Raw genomic sequence first — 16,845 nt, 5'->3', positions numbered from 1 at the left:
CGAAATTTACCACCGTATTCAATGCGCCCTTCGGAGGTAGGGAACTCATGCTTAATCAAAATTGTCCCACAAAACAGCGGGTTGAGTTCATGTTCCGAGTGCTGCGATGCACAAGGGTGTGAACGGGGTGCCGTTATGCGTCCTCAGAGGGTCTTGCCGAGAAGCGCGCTCAATCCGTTCCAGATGATCTGAATGCCGATACAAAACAGGATGAAGGCCGACAGCCGCATCACGACATCCGTTCCGCGCGCGCCGAGAAACATAATGATGCGATCGGCGAAGCGATAACTAACGAAGATCGTGATGGCGATGGCCGCCAGACCGGCCACGGCTGCGCCTCCGAGCATTGCCAGATGCGTGAGATCGTCGGCGGCCATTGGCCGTTGGCTTCCCAGCGTGACTGCAACGGAAATCGAGCCGGGTCCGACCGTCAGCGGCATGGTCAACGGATAGAACGCATCGATCGTAGGCCCGGTGTCGACCTTTGGGTTGTTCAGGTCCGGCTCTACAGGGGCGTGGAGCAGCCGCCATCCAAACGCCGCGACCACGAGGCCACCGGCGACCCGGACGACGGGCAGGGTGATCCCGAAGAACTCGAGCACATGAGAGCCGATAAACAACGAGCCGAGCAGAAGGAAGAAACTGTTGCGCGCCACGCTCTGCGCGAGGACGCTGCGCTCGGCTGTGGTGCGTCCGCGGGTCATGCGCAGGAAGAGCGGCGCGCTTCCGATCGGGTTGACGATTGGAAACAGCGCGGCATAGACCAGCAAAAATGCGTTGATGATGTTTTGCACGACGTCCGTCCCAGCGGCACCTGGCCCGATCACCGATTTCGAACAGAGATCGCGGATATTTGCAACTCGGACGGACGGTCCGAATTCGTCGAACGTCTCTCCGAACCGCGACCGTCTATGAAGCGCTCGTCTTGGGCGAGCGTTCTTGATACCCTGCCGACCGGAGTAACGACGGTCGATTCATGCAGCGCAAACTGGTTATGATTTTCCTGACGGGCCTGATCGGAAGCCTACCATCTACGCTGTGTGCGGAGCCGGTCCCGATTACCTGTACGATCCTGCCGGGCGAGGAATCGGCAAGCGTGCTGCTGACCAACTCGCTCAGCTATGCCGCGTCATGTCAGGCGAACTGCAAATTCTCGACTGCCGTGTACGACGATAATCCTCAGATCATCTGCGCAAAGCCGGTGCCGGCCGGCAAGCAAGTCGAGATGTGCATACTCAAGGCTGCGGGCAACAAGCTCGTCAAACTTGTCGAAGCGACCGCTGATTGCAAAAAACCCTGAGCGGTCGTGCCTGGAATCAACTTGCAGAAACGATGAAAGCCCCGCGATGCGGGAGCTTTCATATGATGCGGCTAGCGGCCGAAAAACAGCCAGAGCAGGATGATCACTGGGATCGGCACGCCGATCAGCCATAACAAGAGTCCGCGTCCCATTTTCGCCTCCATATCAACCTCAGGGACATGGAGAACGTGAAAGCGATGCGCTTGTTCCAACAATACGGTCTGACGCGACTGCTGAAGTCACCAATGTCCGGTATTCGGCATTGAGCTCCAGGGTTCTTTCGGTGCGAGCGCGTCGCCCTTCTGCAGAAGCTCGATGGAATGCAGATCGGGTGACCGGATGAATGCCATCTGGCCGTCGCGCGGCGGGCGATTGATGGTGATGCCGAGCTTCATCAGCCGATCGCATGTCGCATAGATATCGTCGACCTCATAGGCGAGATGTCCGAAGTAGCGATCCTCGCCATACGTTTCTTCATCCCAGTTGTAGGTCAGCTCGACCAGCGGAGCGCCGCGCCCCTTGACCTGCTTGAGCAGGTGCTCGTCTTCGGCGGCGCACAGAAACACCAGCGTAAATCGGCCTTTCTCGCTTTCGGTGCGGCGGACTTCCTTCAGGCCGAGCGCGTCGCTGTAGAACTTGAGCGCAGTGTCGAGGTTGCGGACGCGCAGCATGGTGTGGAGGTAACGCATGGTTCTTATCCTTCTTCGGACATTGCCGGAGTTTGATGTCGTCAAGCGAGAGTGGCGATCAAATAGCAGCAAAAGGAGTCGGATGGAGCGGAACTTTTATGCTGCGTCGCCGTTGTCTCTCACAACTTCGAGATGATGGGGGCGCTTTTTGAACGAGGTAATTGACCGGGTTATCCATACATTCGGGATGATGCGTAACTTGAGCGAAGACGCGTTACGCGAAGCGAGAGAGAGTCTCGGCAGTTACATCGAAACGCTTACGTCCGCCGGAGAGACCGATCCGCAACGTCTGGCGGTGTATGGCTTGGCCTATCTCCGTAATCGTCATGACGGCTCCTCGCCAAAATTCACGGGTTGCTGACGTTTTCAGGCGGCCACTAGCCCAATGACAGTGGATAAGAAACCGCGTCAACTGGCGAGGTGTGGTCCTTCTTGGTACCTCCGTGAGCATTCAACGGAGACGACCATGCAAAAAGTAGATCTGGATTCGATGTCGATCGACGATCTGGCGAAGCTGCGCGATCAGGCGAGCGAAAAGTTGGCCGAGAAGGTTGCCACGCGCCAGCTTGAACTCGCCGCAGAGATGGAAAAGCTCGCTGCGTTCGGTGGAGGCAAGAAGGCCAAGACCATCGTGCCGAAAAAGGACCTGAAGGACGTCAAGGAAGCCTTGAAGCCGCAGCTTCAGGAGGCACCGAAACCGCAGGCGACCAAGGCGGCCTGAGGCGCAACGCTCTGTGATCGATGACCAATGGGGGCTTCGCGCCCCCATTTTTGTTGAGCTATACTTCGCGCAAACCCATCATTCAGGCGCTTGAGATGATTGCATCCGATCTTCGCAGCGGAATCGAAATGCTCGGCGACATGATCGCCGCGGCACGCACGATCGTGCCGTTTACGGGCGCCGGCATTTCCACGGAATGCGGAATTCCCGATTTCCGTTCGCCGGGTGGCTTGTGGACACGTAACCGGCCGATTCCGTTCGATGAATTCGTCGCGAGTCAGGAGGCGAGGGACGAATCCTGGCGGCGGCGGTTTGCGATGGAGTCGAGCCTTGCAACGGCGCGGCCGGGGCGGGGGCACCGAGCGCTGGCTTCGCTGTACAAGGCCGGCAAGGTGCCCGCGATCGTGACGCAGAACATCGACAACCTGCATCAGGCATCGGGGTTTTCCGCCGAACATGTCGTCGAATTGCATGGCAACACCACTTACGCCCGGTGCATCGGATGCGGAACGCGTTTCGAGATCGCCTGGGTCAAGGAACGCTTTGATCCGGAAGGTATTGCGCCATCCTGTACGAGATGCGGCGAGCCGGTAAAGTCAGCGACGATTTCCTTCGGCCAATCAATGCCGGAGGAGGAAATGCGCCGGGCAACGGAACTGGCGCAGCACTGTGATCTGTTCCTAGCGATCGGATCGTCGCTGGTGGTGTGGCCTGCGGCCGGTTTTCCGGCGCTGGCGCGGAACTGCGGCGCTAAGCTCGTGATCATCAACAACGAACCGACCGATCAGGACGACATCGCCGATCTGGTGATCCGCTACGACATCGGCGAAACACTCGGACCGTTCGTCGGGAATTGACCAGCCCAATTGATTCGCAATCGTTCAAGGCTGTTCATAGGTCGCTGCTGATTTCTTTTTTGTCTTTCAGCCCTGTTCCGGAGTGTTATCGTTCAATCAAGGATTCGCGTTTCTCAGTTTTGATTCGTCACGACGAGAAATGCGAAGCGAGCTTCGTCGCATAACGTACTTGGTCATGTCGGTGACTGACTGCAGATTTTGTTTGGGGTCCGGGGGTCATGGGTTCGGACGCATTTGAGTCCAAGAAGGCAGGCGGTTCGCTGATGGGGGCTGGACCCGACAGGTTCGCTCCAGGCGAGGCTGCCGACAGCTTCGCAGCCGCCGATGGAGCGGCCGTCAATCTCGTCGAGATTTCCGGCGTCATCAAATGGTTCGACGCCTCCAAGGGTTACGGCTTTATCGTCCCCGACAATGGCTCGCCCGATGTGTTGCTCCACGTCACGGTGTTGCGCCGCGACGGCTACCAGACCGCCTATGAAGGCGCGCGTCTGGTCTGCGAATGTGTGCAGCGCCAGAAGGGCTATCAGGCCTTCCGCATTGTCTCGATGGACGAATCGACGGCCATCCATCCGGCGCAGATGCTTCCGCCGCGAACCCACGTCAGCGTTACCCCGACGAGCGGGCTGGAGCGGGCTCAGGTCAAATGGTTCAACCGGCTTCGCGGCTTCGGCTTCCTCAGTTGCGGTGAGGGAACGCCGGATATCTTCGTGCACATGGAAACTCTTCGCCGGTACGGCATGACCGAGCTGCGCCCCGGCCAGTATGTGCTGGTCCGCTTCGGGCCCGGTTCCAAGGGCATGATGGCGGCTGAGATCCAGCCCGAGACCGGCGCCCCCGGACTGTCCTCACACTGAGACCACGCAACGCCGGCAGTACTGCCGCCTTCGCGCTGGTCTGTCTCGACCACATCCACGTGATCCTCCAACGAGGCCAGACCCGTGTCTGGCCTTTGCCATGATTGCCGCGCTAGGGTGCAGTGGTCATTGGTTCAGGACATTGCTCGCGAATGCTGTTTGGTCGTCTGCCGAAATCCCCAAATCTGAAAACGAATATCCGGATCGTCCTCGCGGCGGCGATCGCATTTCTTGCGGCTGCGGTGAGCAACGTCTCCGCCGCCGAGATGCAGCCTCTGGAGATCGTCACCAAATCTGGCGTGCATGTGTTTACGGTTGAGGTGGCGAAGACCGAGCAGGAGCGGGCCACCGGCCTGATGTATCGCAAGGAGCTGCCCGAGGGGCGGGGCATGCTGTTCGATTTTTCCCCGGAGCAGCCGGTTTCGATGTGGATGAAGAACACCTTCATCCCGCTCGACATGATTTTCATCCGGAGCGATGGCCGGATCCTGCGGATCGCGGAAAACACCGAACCGCATTCCGAGAAAATTATTTCGTCCGGAGGACTGGCCAAGGGTGTGCTTGAGGTGATCGGGGGCACCGCCCGGAAGTACGGGATCCAGGCCGGCGACCGGGTCGCCCATCCGCTGTTTGGAACGCGGTGAATCCGCGCCACAGCGAGCATTTGCCGGGCACGCGGCGTGGCCGGTAAAACTATATAAAATTCAATGATTTAGATGGTCGGGGCACGAGGATTCGAACCTCCTACAACCCATTGGAATCGTTCACTGCGATTCTGACGGACATCGTCGCGGCGGCCTGATCGGACGCCAAACGCGCTTTGCGATTCTGACAATTCGACCATTTCAGCTGCTCGGCTTTTCGGATGCGCGGAACTGTTGCCGCATATCGGCCACGTCGGCGATTTTCTTATTTCGACGGCGGATGTACCGGATCGTCGTCGAAGATTTCGAGTGCGTGAGGGCGTTCTGGATCTGGTCGAGCGCCGCTCCAGCCTCTTCGGCCTCGGTCGCACCGCCGGCGCGCGCGTCCATGTTCTGGACGTCGCTGGGAATACCGGCGACCTCGGCGATCTGGCGAAACCACTTGACGAAGCTCCGATAGCGTACCGGCAGGCCATGCTCGCCTTTGACGATCGGCCCGGTGCGATCGACCCCGGCCGGCACCGCCTCGAGCAGCGGCATCAGCAGGCTATACTTTGTCAGGTCGAAGTCGGCGGCGGCTTTGTACTTCGACTTTGACGTCTTCATGCGCCAGCGCCAGCCTGCGATGGCCTCCCAGGTAAAAAACCCGGTCCATGTCTCGCTTTCGTGATGCAGCACCGTGATGCCTGCCGGCATCCGCCGATCGGCCCTTGTCGGCTCCCAGCCTCCGATGATGTCCTTTTGCCGAACCATCATTTCGAATTGAGCCGCCGTCGCGATCGCCATGTTCAACGCGCGGTCATAAGGCATGATGCCCTTCTGACCCAACGAGATCGCGGTCTGGATAAACGAACTGACGTGCTGGTAGGTGAGCTCCTGCTCCCGCGCGCCGCCCTTCTCGAATTTGATCTGTTTCAATTCGAACGCCAGCACCTTGCAATCGGCGTGGCGCAGCGCGGCCATGAAGTAGATCACGGTTCTAAACATCGAAACGGCATCGTGGGCGCGATCAATGCGCTCGGGGCCGATTTCCTTGTTGCCATCTTCGTCGATCGTTAAGGCACCCTTGCGCCACTCGTCATACCAATGCTGGACATCGAGTACCGTCACGTTGCGGATCAGTCGCGCGCCGACGGTCAACTCGAGCAGCTTGATGCTCACGAGGTAAGTTTTCCGGGTGCCGTGCCCAACCTTGTGAAACTTCGAAAGCGGATGTTCCTGATAAATCCGGCAGGCGGCTTTGACTGTGCCGTCGTATCGCGTTTTTGTCAGCGATGGCTCGGCTGTCTCCGCATCGACCTTGGCGATATGGGCGCGAAGCCGCGCGGTGTGTTCGTGACAGAGCTGCGCGAGCAACTCGTCATTGGCGTCCGGTGGCAACGGAATGCAGGTGTCGGGAAAGCCCTTCGGGTCGCGCGTCACCTGGTTGGCGTACCAGTACGGCAGGTTGTGGCGACCGCGCTTGAGGCCGGGCTTTTTTCCGCGAGGAGGCATCCGCGGCTCCGAAGTCTTCCTGCCCGTCCTGGGCGCCTGCGACGACTTCATGGTTCTCGACCTCGTTGTCCTTGTCCAGCCAGTGCTTGACCTTCGGCCAGTACCAGCCGCCCCAAATTGTGCTTTTCCTGGGGAAACCTCGTTCCTCGGCTTCTTTGATCGTCGCCCGGAACCGACCCAGCCCCATTTTCGGGCTGACGCGCCGGCGCAATTCTTCAATGGTGACGAACTGGGCGGACGATTCGCCGGCGTCGGTTTCGGCCTCGATCATGCGGCTTTCCTTTTCCGCTTGGCGGCGACGTCCTCGTCGATCACATCGCGCCAGTGAAAAAAGACCGCGTCGTCTTGTTCTTTGTGGCCCCAGCCCGGGCCGACTTCGACGCGGCTGCACCAGCCGCACTGACAGGTCGCGACCGAGATTGTCGCGCCGCCCTCGTAGTCGCGGGTCATGCTGACGACGTGCTTGCCGACGACGGCCGGATGCTCCCAGGGTTTCGGCAGGCCGAGGTTTTTCCTTCCCTTCATGCAGCGTCCCCGTTGCTCTTGCCCAGGTTCAAGACCAGGCGAACGTTCTTGAGCTCGCGAAGCAGTTCCTCAGCGTTGCTAATCGCCTCGTCCAAATGTTTGTGTCGCGCCTCGAGCGGGCCGTGCTCAGCCTTCACCGCTGCGCGCGTGATCAGCGGGCACCGATTTGTGACGGCGAGAACTGCTCGGCTCAATGTGACGCGATCGCGCTTCACGCGGCGAGCCTTTCGCCACAGGCTGCGCAATGACATGAGTGCGCGTCCGTCCAGAGCGGCTTATGCGGTGCAGGGATCGGAGCCGCGCGGCAGATGAATTCGCTGTCTTCGATCTCGGCACCGCCAGCGAATGAACCTTCGACGCAAGCCGAGCAGACCGGCGGATTGGTAGATACCCAGCTGCAGCCGCCGGGGCAGGCTTGTTCGTTCGTGCAGCCGCAGCCGCTACAAATAAGGGGCATGATGCCTCGCGTGGTTAGGGGCCGAAACGCTTGCCTTCGAGATACCCAGACGCATACGCGAACAAGTCGACCTGACCGGAAAGGAGATCGACAACAGAAAAACGCCAGGGCAGGCCTGCGGCGCCGTCGGCACGGCCGAGCGCGCGCGTTTCAGGATCCTGCTGCAGGCCTGCGCCTGCGGCCTGGATGATCGACGTGGAGCGGGGGACCGGATTTGCGCACGGCATCTCCGACAGGGAACGTCGGCGCTCTAAGAGTTGAGCTACCCCCGCAGAACTTTTCATCGCGGTGCAAATCCTTCGTCACGGAGAGCACGAGCGAGGACCGCCTCGGCTTCCATCATGTGATCGATCTCGAGGCGACCGTCGGGATATTTTGAAAAGCGGCTCGACAGCTCTACGAAATGCGAATGACACATCCGCTTGCACATCTGCGCGAGCGCCTCGGCCTGATCCTCGGTGAGATCGAGTTTGATTTTCACGCGGGTTTCGTTCGCCATCAGCGCACCGCCTGCGCGGCGCGCATCGCGGCGACGCGGGCGCGAGCACGATGTAACCGGCTGCGGACCGTGCCGAGCGGAACTGACAGAGTTGCCGCGATGCTCAGATAATTCAGCCCGAGGCACGCCAATGAGAGAATGTCCTGCGCATTGCGCGGAAGCTGCTCGAGCTCAGCGTCCGTAGCTGTCAGCCCTTTCATGGCGATACCTCGCCGGTGTCCTCGATCGGCACGATCGCGCGGCGCTGCAGGAAAAGTTCATGCCGCTGTTTCGATGACAGTCGCGGCTGCACGCCGTGGCTGAATGTCTTACTGATGAGCGATCGGCGACCGCCTTGCATGGGATGCTTGCCGAGGCCGGGACCGGTGATGCCGCAATTGAACTTGCGGACCCGCTCGGCTTTGCTGAAAGCCGGGATCACAACAGAAGTGTTGTCTTGCTGGTTGCACTTACGGTGGCCGCAGCCGACGGACTTGCCGCCGAAGGTGCGCGGGACGGTGACGTGCGAGACATCCCAAGCTTGGTCGATCTGGACTGGCTGATCGCAATGAACGCAGATCGGAAGTTCGCCGCGGCCAGCGCGATAGGCCGCCAGCTTCTCTAGTGCCCAGGTCTGATCCCGGACCTTCGTCCCGAAACGGTATTTGTACGCCATGGTTTTCCCTCATGGAGTGAGCTGCAACGACTCAGAGGATAATCAAAATTATTTTGATCCGCAAGAAATCTATCAAATTAATTTTGATGTCTAGGCGGCTTATAGGCGTTTTGTCGCGCTTTTGAGCCCGCAACCTGTGGATGAAGATCGCCCGCGATGGGAAGTGTTGGGAAGTACAGGGGGCGTAAATGGAGCCGACAAACTGGCACCGGCGGCAGGCGATGAATATTGCATCGCAGCTTCCGGAAGAACCGGAACACGCGTGGGCAATCCTTAGCTGTGTCGAGCAGCTGATCGCTTTTTTTGAGGGGCCACCGCCTCCGGCGGAGCCGGAAACGGCCGGTCAGGCCGTGGTGCGCTTCCCCGGTGGCCCGAGTTCTCCCAGGCGTCGCGCGAGGGCAACAGGCAAGCCATCGGCGTTTCCGAAGTAAAGCCAGTCACTGGTGAGGCCAGGTACGGCCCGGACCAGCTGGAAGACAATCTCCCGGCTTAACGGCTTGCCGTTCTCGAAATGGTTCCAGCGCTGGGCGCTGATACCGAGAAAACCAGTCGCAAAGCTTGCGGAGGTGTCAAAGCCGAGCATCTCGCGGAGCCGCTTGAGGCGCTCGGCTTGCTCTTCCAATTCGGCAGGCATGCGAGATGCCGGCGAGCTTGATTTCTTCTTGACCATACCGCGCGAAATTGCGGCGGGCTGAGATTCGAAGCTATCAAGCATTTTTTGTCCGTTGCGGATCAAAAGAAATTTGATTATTCCGAATCATGGCCAGAAATTCCCCCGAGTCGCGGCTTCTCGAGACAAAGGCCGAAGTGATGAAGGAGCTGGGCGGTATTCATCCCGTCGCAGCTCTAACGGGCGCCGATTGGAAAAATGTCGAGACGTGGAATAGGGCGGCGACTTTTCCGTCGCGCTACTTCCTCGTGATGTTCTGGGCGCTTCGGCGCAAGCGGCTGTCAGCTCCGCCGGAGCTATGGGGCATGGTGACGCCTGTCGAACGAAAGCAGGCGTTGTCGGCAATGGTCTCGATTCAAAAAGATCGGCTCGCGTCATGATTGGACACGCCCTAATACGCAGGAACTTTCGCGAACTTGCGCGCCGCGCTGTCCGAGAGTCGAGTCACAATCAAGGGCATTTGTGCCCTGTGGAAAACTAATTTTCTGCGGTCGTTTTTTGTTCAGTGTCGTTGCGTTTGCGTTCCTATCCTCTCAAGCCCTTGAGTCCGCAATGGCATTTCTGCGCGATCAGCGCGACCCCGTCGCGCAACTGCTCAAATCAAACCGCGACGTTCGCTCGGTGCTTATCCCGGCGATCGCCGGTGCTGTCGCCGGAATGATCGGCGTCGGCGCCGCGATCTACTTCGCGATGCCGGGTTAGATGCTGGCGCTCGGCGACATCGAGCTCGAGCGACGCAGGTTCGAGCTGCTGTCGCCGATCGAGCACTGGACGCCGGGCGCGAAGGCGCGCCTGATCGCGGCGATTTTAGACGGCTATGTCGGCCTTCAAGAGGCCAGCCTCGCGCACCGTCTTTCCTCGAGCGAGCTATCGCGACTGTTGCGGGCATTCAGCGGAGGCTGCGAGCCCGCACGCCTTCCTCGCTTTACGCCAGTGGCATCGGCGTGGCCCTTCAACGGGCTCAAGATGTTCGGTTACGACCTGATCATGATCGATCCGCCGTGGCCGACCGAGATGCGCTCGCAGAAGGGCGAGAAGAAAAGCTCTGCCGGAAAATACGGCAGTATGAGCTTTGCCGAAATAGCAGCAATGCCCGTCGGCCAGTTGGCGTCGACGCCTTGCGTTCTGTTTGTGTGGGCTGTCTGGCCGCATGTGATGTATGGCGGCAATCCGAAGCTGAGGTATTCCGATTTCGACGCGTCACGATCGCCGATCGGCGAGTGCATCCACGCCTGGGGAGCGCGCGTCGTCACAGGCGGCGCATGGCGCAAGATGACGGTGAACGGACATGTAGCTTTCGGGCCCGGCTATCGTGTCAGGTCGAGCTGCGAGCCGTGGTTCATGGCAGTGTTTGGCAACCCGCAAGAAACCTCGCTGTCGGCGCGGAATATTTTCGACGGCCTTCGGAGGGAGCATTCGCGCAAGCCCGAGCAAGCCTATGCGTGGTGCGAGGCCTACATGCCCGAAGCGCGCCGCGTGGAGATTTTTTCGCGGACATCACGTCCCGGCTGGGACACCTGGGGCTTTGAAGCCGGGAAATTCGATCCCGTCGTGACAGTTGCCGAACGCGAAGAGGCGGCGGCATGAGCAGGATCAGCGGCCTGCAGAACGTGCGCAATATGCAAGCCGCCGTGGATGCAATCGCGGAGCGGTCGCCCGGATTGAAGAAGCCATCGCTGCGTCGGTTCGCATGGAGCCGCCTGCACACCGATCTGCTCGATGACTTCCGCTGGTCGCTGGTGGCGAAGCGGGCGAACGCTCCGTTGCCGCTGGTCGAGGCGGTTTTGATCCGATTGGAGAACCATGCGAACCGCAGCCATCCGCGGGGTTACGTCGGGGACTTCAGCGCGGAAGGCTTGGCCGCGCGCTGGCATGTCGACGCGGACACCATTGGCCGCATCTATGCCCAGCTCGAGGAGCCGGACATCGGCTGGATCGACCAAGACCAGATCGTCACGTTCTGGGACCGAAACCCCGACAAGATCGACGAAACGGCCAAGGACCGCCAGCAGCGCGTCCGTGACCGCAAGAAAGGCTACAAGCAGCTGGCGCAGCAGGCTGCCCAAGGCCTCATAACGCCCCAGCAGCGCCTCGAGCGCGAGATCGCGCTCAAGGACAGTATGGAGCCGAAGGCGCTCATGACTGCCTGGGCAGAGTTGTCCGCAAGTCCAGCGCGTCACGGTGCGTCACGCCGTGACTCCGTGACCGTCACGCCCAGAGCAGACCAAAACATAAATCAAGATGTTCGGGAAAAAGCGCAAAGCGGCTCGGCAGGGCAGGGAACCGAAGACGCTAAATCCGGGGAAATTGTGCATATCGGCGAGGCCGAGCTCTGGATCGCAATCGAAGGCCGCCGGATCATCACCGAGCGCATGCGCATCACGACACAGCTCGCGGAAACGACAATCGCGCGCTGGCGCCGCGAGCTAGCCGACGACGTCGTGTTTCTCGCCTCGATCATCCAGGCTGCCGCGGCCACATCGCTGATCTCAGCGCAATTCCACGTTCTGATCTCGGAGCAGATCAAGCGTCGGCAACAAGAAGAAAAAGGGCCAGCACTTCCGCTGCCGCCCGTTTCTCTGAAGAGGAGCAACGATCGTGCCTGACGCTGACCAACTGTCGGCCGCCCCCGCGGATCCCGCGCGCATAGATCCAGCTGCTGAGCAGCAGCTTGCAAAGTCCGATGGTCAACAGCTGCTCGAGCGGCTGCTGACGACTCATAAGCGGCTCAGCAAGATCGCGGGCGAGCTCGATCTTCTCCGCTACAACGTGACCGGCAAGGTTCAATCCAAGGACAGGGTTATCTCAGGGTTGCAGGCCACGCCTATCACCGTCTTTTTCGTCGCGCTCGAGCGGATGGCCGATGAGTTCAATCGTGTTTCCGACGATATTGAGGCCAGTGTCAAAGACATAGCGGCAAAGTTCTGATGATCGATGTTCCCGCACTGTCAAAAAGGATCGCTGCGGATCTTATGGTGGATCTGCGATCGGGAAAGCTGGCGAAGGTCGGAATCGAGGAAGTCCGCGAGGCGATCGCTAAGGAAACAGCAAACCTTTCCCTGGATCCTTGGACTATCGAGAGCCTCGAAATCCGAACACTTCGTGCATTCATCTCCGGAGTTTGATGATGGCCGCCACGGCAGCACTAAAGGAGGAGGGCACGCACGCGTTTGCCGTCGGCCAGCTCAAGGCCATCATCGAGCGCATCGAGCGGCTCGAAGAAGAAAAGAAGACCGTCAGCGACGACATCAAGGACATCTATGGCGAAGCCAAAGGCAGCGGTTTCGACGTGAAGGTGCTGCGGACGATCATCCGCATGCGCAAGCAGGACGCCGACGAGCGCCAAGAGCAGGAAACGATCCTCGAAACCTACATGCAGGCGCTGGGAATGCTCTAAGGCCGGTCGAGCCTTGAGCGCCAAGTGATTGCAATTGCCCAATTTTCGCCCATCTGTATGATGGCGGCCGGTTCGCCGGGAGGGGCAATCATGCCATCGCGACTGTATCAGGCCGGAGACATTGTCTTCGTGCGCGCGGTCGTGATTGATCCGTGTGCGGATGTCTTCCAGGTCCGGATCGAGGACTATCCGAAGATCGCGATCACCACCTGGGTGCCGGCGTCCGAGATCGCCAAGGCCGAGGACATCGATCGGCTGCGGCCGATGCGCTTTCCCAGGGCGCCGCTATTGGCCCGTTAACGCCTCAGAAACGAGCCTGACGTAACCCTTTCCAGCCAAGGGGTTATAGTCATGCGTTCACCCCCCGGATTATTCCGCCTCTCGTTCATGCTGCCTGCCGGCGTTGCCGTCGATTCCGGGCGCGGCTTGCTATCGGAGAACGGCAGCACACTCAACGTCGCCAGCGGCCTGGTCGAGATCCTCGGCCCGTCCCGCGAGGCTGTCTTTGAAACCGCCGCCTTGTTCCTGCGCGTCATCCAGCGGGCCAAACCCAGCGTCTCGATCGCGGCGACGCTGGAATCGCCGCTGCCGGTCCGCGGCCGCGACGGCTGGCGCATCATCGTCGGCGCGCCGATCGCCTTCTCGCCGACGTCGCTCGATCCCTATTTCCCGGCGAGCTTCTCGCAATGAAGCGATGGAAGAAACCCGGCCGCGGATCCGCGCATCGGCGGCAGGAGGTGAGGCGGATTCCGGTGAGCTTCGACGACGAAACATTCGACGAGGTGCGCCACCTGGCTGAGAAGGCCGGCATCAGCTTTGCCGAACAGAACCGCCAGCTCGTCGAATTCGGGCTCGAGGCCGTTCGCGCCGACAAGAGGAACCGGAATGCAGGTAGGTGATATCGTCGGCTATGTGGATCTGACAAAGCCGGAGCCGCTCGACAATGAAGGCCCTTCGCTTTGGCACGTCGTGGTGACGGATCCAGCGCGCGAGCGGTCTACAGTCGAGCGGATTAATGACATCGAGGATAGGCGCCTCGATCCATATCTGCCGATCGTTCATCGCACTGAGCTCGCCGGCCGCGGCCGCAAACGTGATGTCCAGGCCGCCATGTTTCCTTGTTACTTCTTTATCAGGATGCCGGCGAATGCCGATCGCTGGCGCCAGCTGCGCGGAATCCGCGGCGTCCAGGATTTTATGGCTTTCGCGTCGGGCCGGCCGAAGGTGATGGCGTCGGCTGCGATCGAGGCAATCCGGATCAAGGAAATGGAGCTCGACAACAAGCGGCTGATGCGGCTCGCGTCGGGAGGCGAGATACCTTGGAAGCCCGGCCAGTCAGTGTGGGTCGATATTCTCCCATATCACCGCATGCTGGCCAACATCGGCACCGCTCACGACAAGGGCAAGATCGAGGTGCTGCTCGAAATGGAAATGTTCGGTCGCAAGGCCTGGAAGGTCGAACCGAAACAGATCCTCAATATCGACGTGTGATCCACTGCGATTCAGAGCTGAGCCATCATAGCTCCACATGAACGCGCCGGCCGATCGGCGCGGGCTTCGGCGGCTCCCGATCAAAAGGGAAACGCTGAGCGCAGTCGTTTTGCCAAGGTGTTCCTATGTGAAACGCTGTCAGGGACTAGCCGTGAAGGTTAGCTACGCGCGAAGCGTGCCCTTTGCGATATTCTCCGCTCGAAAGAGACGGGGGCTAGGGTGCTGAAACACCCGAGCCGCGAGCTCACACTCGCATGACCTGATCCGGCCGCTATCCGGCCATCCCGCCACCGCGCACGCGGCGGGACAGTTTGTGTCTCAGATCATGCATCAGTCCGAGTCCCCGGCCTTCGTTCCGCCGGCAAAGTTTGTTCGCGTCGTTAACGGCGACATATGGCACCTGGGTAAACACCGCCTAGCCTGCGGAGACGCCACCGATCCGGAGCTTGTCCGCCGATTGCTAGGCCGCACCAAGCCGCGGTTGATGGTGACGGATCCGCCATATGGCGTCGAATACGATCCGTCCTGGCGCCGAAAGCTAGGCGACAACGCCGCTCGCGCCGTCGGCACCGTTCTCAATGATGACCGCGTCGACTGGCGCGAGGCCTGGAAGCTCTTCCCAGGCGACGTGGTTTACTGCTGGCATTCCGGCAAGCACGGATCTTCGGTTGAGGAAAGCCTGGCAGCGGCGGAATTCAGGGTCCGCGCACAGATCATCTGGGACAAGGGCCGGCTGATCATTTCGCGCGGCCACTACCACTGGCGCCACGAGGCCTGCTGGTATGCCGTCCGCAAGCTCAAGACGGCGAATTGGAAGGGCGACCGCAAGCAGGTGACGGTCTGGCAGATCCCGCACCGCCGATCGGCTACCGGTCATGGCACGCAGAAGCCGATCGATTGCATGCGCCGACCGATGCTGAATCACACGCTGCAGGGCGACGCGGTTTACGATCCGTTCGTCGGCAGCGGCACTTCAATCATCGCGGCCGAAACGATCGGCCGCATCTGCTTCGCGATCGAGCTCAGTCCCGAATATGTCGGCCTGGCGATCGCGCGGTGGGAACAGCATACCGGCCGCAAGGCCGTCCTGAATTCGAGATGCGCGTAAGCGCAAGGGCAGCCCATTAGCGCGGAGGGCTGCGGCCGCGGCTCATACCCGTCGGCCGGTTGGTGCTATCTCGATGTTTTTGAGGGCGCTGCATGTCGAACGCCCTTGTCGATCCGATGACCTCGGTCCGCTCCTACCTCGCGGCCGAGAAATCCGCCAACACCCGGCGGGCTTATGCAAAAGATTGGGCCGATTTTTCCTCTTTTTGCAAAACCCGGAATGAGGGCGATCTGCCGGCGACGGCCATCCTGGTCGCGCAATACCTGGCGCAGCTCGCCGACGGCGGGAAGAAAGCTTCCACAATCGAGCGGCGAGTCGCTGCCATCCGCTACGTGCACAAGGCCGCGGGCCATGAGCCGCCGACGAACGCCGAGGGCGTTAAAGCTGTAATGCGCGGGATCCGGCGGCGTCTCGGCAAGAAACAGGTGCGCAAGGCGCCGGCGACGGCCGAGCTGCTCGAGCTGGTTCTTGCAAAGCTGCCGGCGACCACCGCAGGCCTGCGCGATCGCGCGCTGCTTTTGATCGGCTTCGCAGCCGCGCTCCGGAGATCTGAGCTTGTTGACTTAAATGTCAACGACATCACCTGGCGCACCCGAGGCATCATTCTCAATATCGGTCGCTCCAAGACCGACCAGGCTGGCGAGGGTGCTGATATCCCCGTTCCACGGGGCGGCAAGCTGAAGCCCGTCCAGGCCCTCGAGGCCTGGATCGCCACCGCCGGAATCATCGAGGGCCCGATCTTCCGCGAAGTCGATCGACACGGCCGCGTCGGATCTTCTGCTCTCAGCGATCGCTCGGTCGCGCGCATCGTGAAGCGCGCGTTCGCCGCGATCGGCGCCAACGTCGACGATTTCGCAGGCCACTCGCTGCGCGCCGGCTTTGTCACGACCTCGCTCGAGTACGGCATTGATGCCTTCAAGATCATGGGCATCACCAGGCACGTGAAGGTCGACACGCTCAAAACCTACGATCGCCGCGAGCGCGGTTTCGACGATCACGCCGGCGATGATTTTCTCTGACGTCGTGAGGGCGCAACGCGCGCGAAAAAGGGGCTGCAGTAGCCTTCGGAAACCAGTGACCCTGAAAGACCCGCAGGCCGCGAGGCCGGTTGAAGCTGTAGGCCGAGGTCTCACGACATGAATTATGCGATCGCCAACTATCTGCCTTATGTGCTTTCAGCGATCACCATTTGGATGACGCTGCTCGCAGGCAATCTGCATCGCAAGGCTTGGCTTGTCGGTCTTTTAAACCAGGCGCTCTGGCTGCTCTGGATCCTGACGACTGCCTCGTGGGGATTCATCCCGCTCAATATCGCGCTGTGGATTGTGTATGCGCGTAATCACTTTCGATGGGCGCGATCGGCGCCTGGTGTCCGATAACCGCCCTTAACGGACACCAGAATTCTGCGCATTTCGCCGCTTTCATAACGGCAGTTTTTGTTGGCGTTCTTTTGACCAGGCGGACTAGGGAGCGCGTGCTCAGAC

At 60.4% G+C, this 16,845-nt stretch carries 29 protein-coding genes and 1 tRNA gene; 19 read left to right on the top strand and 11 right to left on the bottom strand.

The genetic code is table 11. The annotated features are described in order from the left end of the window. Nucleotides 1–143 precede the first annotated feature (143 nt). On the bottom strand, nt 144–794 hold the full coding sequence (locus tag HNQ36_RS05550) for a MarC family protein (protein ID WP_184082946.1): 651 nt from the start codon (nt 792–794) through the stop codon (nt 144–146). A 182-nt stretch (nt 795–976) separates the two neighbouring features. Between HNQ36_RS05550 and HNQ36_RS05545 the strand changes: the two genes are divergently transcribed. Next, complete coding sequence (locus tag HNQ36_RS05545) at nt 977–1,300, top strand: hypothetical protein (protein WP_184082945.1); 324 nt, start codon at nt 977–979, stop codon at nt 1,298–1,300. 239 nt (nt 1,301–1,539) lie between these two features. On the opposite strand, the gene HNQ36_RS05540 is transcribed toward HNQ36_RS05545, so the two are convergent. Continuing rightward, nucleotides 1,540–1,989 (bottom strand): VOC family protein, encoded by a 450-nt coding sequence (locus HNQ36_RS05540; protein WP_046826379.1) that lies wholly within the window; start codon nt 1,987–1,989, stop codon nt 1,540–1,542. 466 nt (nt 1,990–2,455) lie between these two features. On the opposite strand from HNQ36_RS05540, the gene HNQ36_RS05535 reads away from it, so the two are divergent. From HNQ36_RS05535 to HNQ36_RS05520, 4 genes are all read left to right on the top strand, one after another. Next, complete coding sequence (locus HNQ36_RS05535) at nt 2,456–2,710, top strand: hypothetical protein (RefSeq protein WP_246395291.1); 255 nt, start codon at nt 2,456–2,458, stop codon at nt 2,708–2,710. Nucleotides 2,711–2,805: 95 nt separating this feature from the next. Further along, on the top strand, nt 2,806–3,567 hold the full coding sequence (locus HNQ36_RS05530; RefSeq protein WP_184082944.1) for an SIR2 family NAD-dependent protein deacylase: 762 nt from the start codon (nt 2,806–2,808) through the stop codon (nt 3,565–3,567). Nucleotides 3,568–3,785: 218 nt separating this feature from the next. Next, nucleotides 3,786–4,421 (top strand): cold-shock protein, encoded by a 636-nt coding sequence (locus HNQ36_RS05525; protein WP_184082943.1) that lies wholly within the window; start codon nt 3,786–3,788, stop codon nt 4,419–4,421. A 152-nt stretch (nt 4,422–4,573) separates the two neighbouring features. Next, nucleotides 4,574–5,065 (top strand): DUF192 domain-containing protein, encoded by a 492-nt coding sequence (locus HNQ36_RS05520; protein WP_184082942.1) that lies wholly within the window; start codon nt 4,574–4,576, stop codon nt 5,063–5,065. A 201-nt stretch (nt 5,066–5,266) separates the two neighbouring features. On the opposite strand, the gene HNQ36_RS05515 is transcribed toward HNQ36_RS05520, so the two are convergent. The 9 genes from HNQ36_RS05515 to HNQ36_RS05470 form a co-directional block, all read right to left on the bottom strand. After that, nucleotides 5,267–6,487: a hypothetical protein gene (locus tag HNQ36_RS05515; RefSeq protein ID WP_347339946.1), complete on the bottom strand. Its 1,221-nt coding sequence runs from the start codon at nt 6,485–6,487 to the stop codon at nt 5,267–5,269. Beyond that, nucleotides 6,426–6,830, bottom strand: coding sequence for a hypothetical protein (locus HNQ36_RS05510; RefSeq protein WP_184082941.1), 405 nt, complete (start codon nt 6,828–6,830; stop codon nt 6,426–6,428). Before HNQ36_RS05510 ends, HNQ36_RS05515 begins: the two co-directional genes overlap by 62 nt. Then, nucleotides 6,827–7,084, bottom strand: a complete 258-nt coding sequence (locus HNQ36_RS05505; RefSeq protein ID WP_184082940.1) for a hypothetical protein — start codon at nt 7,082–7,084, stop codon at nt 6,827–6,829. The genes HNQ36_RS05510 and HNQ36_RS05505 overlap by 4 nt, the downstream gene beginning before the upstream one ends. Next, entirely contained in the window at nt 7,081–7,335 is a 255-nt protein-coding gene (locus tag HNQ36_RS05500) for a hypothetical protein (RefSeq protein ID WP_184082939.1), read from the bottom strand. The genes HNQ36_RS05505 and HNQ36_RS05500 overlap by 4 nt, the downstream gene beginning before the upstream one ends. Nucleotides 7,336–7,737: 402 nt before the next feature. After that, nucleotides 7,738–7,813: transfer RNA gene (locus tag HNQ36_RS05490), tRNA-Gly, on the bottom strand. Nucleotides 7,814–7,821: 8 nt separating this feature from the next. Then, complete coding sequence (locus HNQ36_RS05485) at nt 7,822–8,040, bottom strand: DUF7706 family protein (protein ID WP_184082937.1); 219 nt, start codon at nt 8,038–8,040, stop codon at nt 7,822–7,824. After that, nucleotides 8,040–8,240 (bottom strand): sigma factor-like helix-turn-helix DNA-binding protein, encoded by a 201-nt coding sequence (locus HNQ36_RS05480; protein WP_184082936.1) that lies wholly within the window; start codon nt 8,238–8,240, stop codon nt 8,040–8,042. Before HNQ36_RS05480 ends, HNQ36_RS05485 begins: the two co-directional genes overlap by 1 nt. Then, the gene (locus HNQ36_RS05475; RefSeq protein ID WP_184082935.1) at nt 8,237–8,695 is read right to left on the bottom strand and encodes a hypothetical protein; all 459 of its coding nucleotides are present in this window, start codon (nt 8,693–8,695) and stop codon (nt 8,237–8,239) included. The genes HNQ36_RS05480 and HNQ36_RS05475 overlap by 4 nt, the downstream gene beginning before the upstream one ends. Nucleotides 8,696–9,038: 343 nt before the next feature. Then, a complete protein-coding gene (locus HNQ36_RS05470; protein ID WP_184082934.1) occupies nt 9,039–9,410 on the bottom strand; it encodes a helix-turn-helix transcriptional regulator in 372 nt (123 codons plus the stop codon). A gap of 44 nt (nt 9,411–9,454) precedes the next feature. On the opposite strand from HNQ36_RS05470, the gene HNQ36_RS05465 reads away from it, so the two are divergent. From HNQ36_RS05465 to HNQ36_RS05400, 14 genes are all read left to right on the top strand, one after another. Then, nucleotides 9,455–9,745 carry a hypothetical protein gene (locus HNQ36_RS05465; RefSeq protein WP_184082933.1) on the top strand — a complete coding sequence of 97 codons (291 nt, stop codon included), beginning with the start codon at nt 9,455–9,457 and terminating at the stop codon, nt 9,743–9,745. 172 nt (nt 9,746–9,917) lie between these two features. Next, nucleotides 9,918–10,067 (top strand): hypothetical protein, encoded by a 150-nt coding sequence (locus HNQ36_RS05460; protein WP_184082932.1) that lies wholly within the window; start codon nt 9,918–9,920, stop codon nt 10,065–10,067. After that, entirely contained in the window at nt 10,068–10,952 is an 885-nt protein-coding gene (locus tag HNQ36_RS05455; protein WP_246395290.1) for an MT-A70 family methyltransferase, read from the top strand. Between the two features lie 176 nt (nt 10,953–11,128). Further along, complete coding sequence (locus tag HNQ36_RS05450; protein WP_210311937.1) at nt 11,129–11,971, top strand: hypothetical protein; 843 nt, start codon at nt 11,129–11,131, stop codon at nt 11,969–11,971. Continuing rightward, on the top strand, nt 11,964–12,293 hold the full coding sequence (locus HNQ36_RS05445; protein WP_184082930.1) for a hypothetical protein: 330 nt from the start codon (nt 11,964–11,966) through the stop codon (nt 12,291–12,293). Before HNQ36_RS05450 ends, HNQ36_RS05445 begins: the two co-directional genes overlap by 8 nt. After that, the gene (locus HNQ36_RS05440) at nt 12,293–12,490 is read left to right on the top strand and encodes a hypothetical protein (RefSeq protein WP_184082929.1); all 198 of its coding nucleotides are present in this window, start codon (nt 12,293–12,295) and stop codon (nt 12,488–12,490) included. The genes HNQ36_RS05445 and HNQ36_RS05440 overlap by 1 nt, the downstream gene beginning before the upstream one ends. 2 nt (nt 12,491–12,492) lie before the next feature. Beyond that, nucleotides 12,493–12,762, top strand: coding sequence for a DUF2312 domain-containing protein (locus HNQ36_RS05435; RefSeq protein ID WP_430641349.1), 270 nt, complete (start codon nt 12,493–12,495; stop codon nt 12,760–12,762). Between the two features lie 90 nt (nt 12,763–12,852). Then, nucleotides 12,853–13,062, top strand: coding sequence for a hypothetical protein (locus HNQ36_RS05430; protein ID WP_184082927.1), 210 nt, complete (start codon nt 12,853–12,855; stop codon nt 13,060–13,062). A gap of 51 nt (nt 13,063–13,113) precedes the next feature. Continuing rightward, complete coding sequence (locus tag HNQ36_RS05425) at nt 13,114–13,452, top strand: hypothetical protein (RefSeq protein WP_184082926.1); 339 nt, start codon at nt 13,114–13,116, stop codon at nt 13,450–13,452. 62 nt (nt 13,453–13,514) lie between these two features. Then, nucleotides 13,515–13,661: a hypothetical protein gene (locus HNQ36_RS05420; protein ID WP_184082925.1), complete on the top strand. Its 147-nt coding sequence runs from the start codon at nt 13,515–13,517 to the stop codon at nt 13,659–13,661. Further along, nucleotides 13,648–14,253, top strand: coding sequence for a transcription termination/antitermination protein NusG (gene nusG / locus HNQ36_RS05415; protein WP_184082924.1), 606 nt, complete (start codon nt 13,648–13,650; stop codon nt 14,251–14,253). The genes HNQ36_RS05420 and nusG overlap by 14 nt, the downstream gene beginning before the upstream one ends. A 313-nt stretch (nt 14,254–14,566) precedes the next feature. Beyond that, on the top strand, nt 14,567–15,361 hold the full coding sequence (locus HNQ36_RS05410) for a DNA-methyltransferase (protein ID WP_347339945.1): 795 nt from the start codon (nt 14,567–14,569) through the stop codon (nt 15,359–15,361). A 116-nt stretch (nt 15,362–15,477) separates the two neighbouring features. Beyond that, nucleotides 15,478–16,380: a site-specific integrase gene (locus HNQ36_RS05405; RefSeq protein WP_246395289.1), complete on the top strand. Its 903-nt coding sequence runs from the start codon at nt 15,478–15,480 to the stop codon at nt 16,378–16,380. 117 nt (nt 16,381–16,497) lie between these two features. Then, nucleotides 16,498–16,740, top strand: a complete 243-nt coding sequence (locus HNQ36_RS05400) for a hypothetical protein (protein ID WP_184082922.1) — start codon at nt 16,498–16,500, stop codon at nt 16,738–16,740. Nucleotides 16,741–16,845: the final 105 nt, after the last annotated feature.

The organism is Afipia massiliensis, from assembly GCF_014203115.1.
GTDB lineage: Bacteria > Pseudomonadota > Alphaproteobacteria > Rhizobiales > Xanthobacteraceae > Afipia > Afipia massiliensis.
This window is presented reverse-complemented; position numbering and strand designations above follow the sequence as displayed.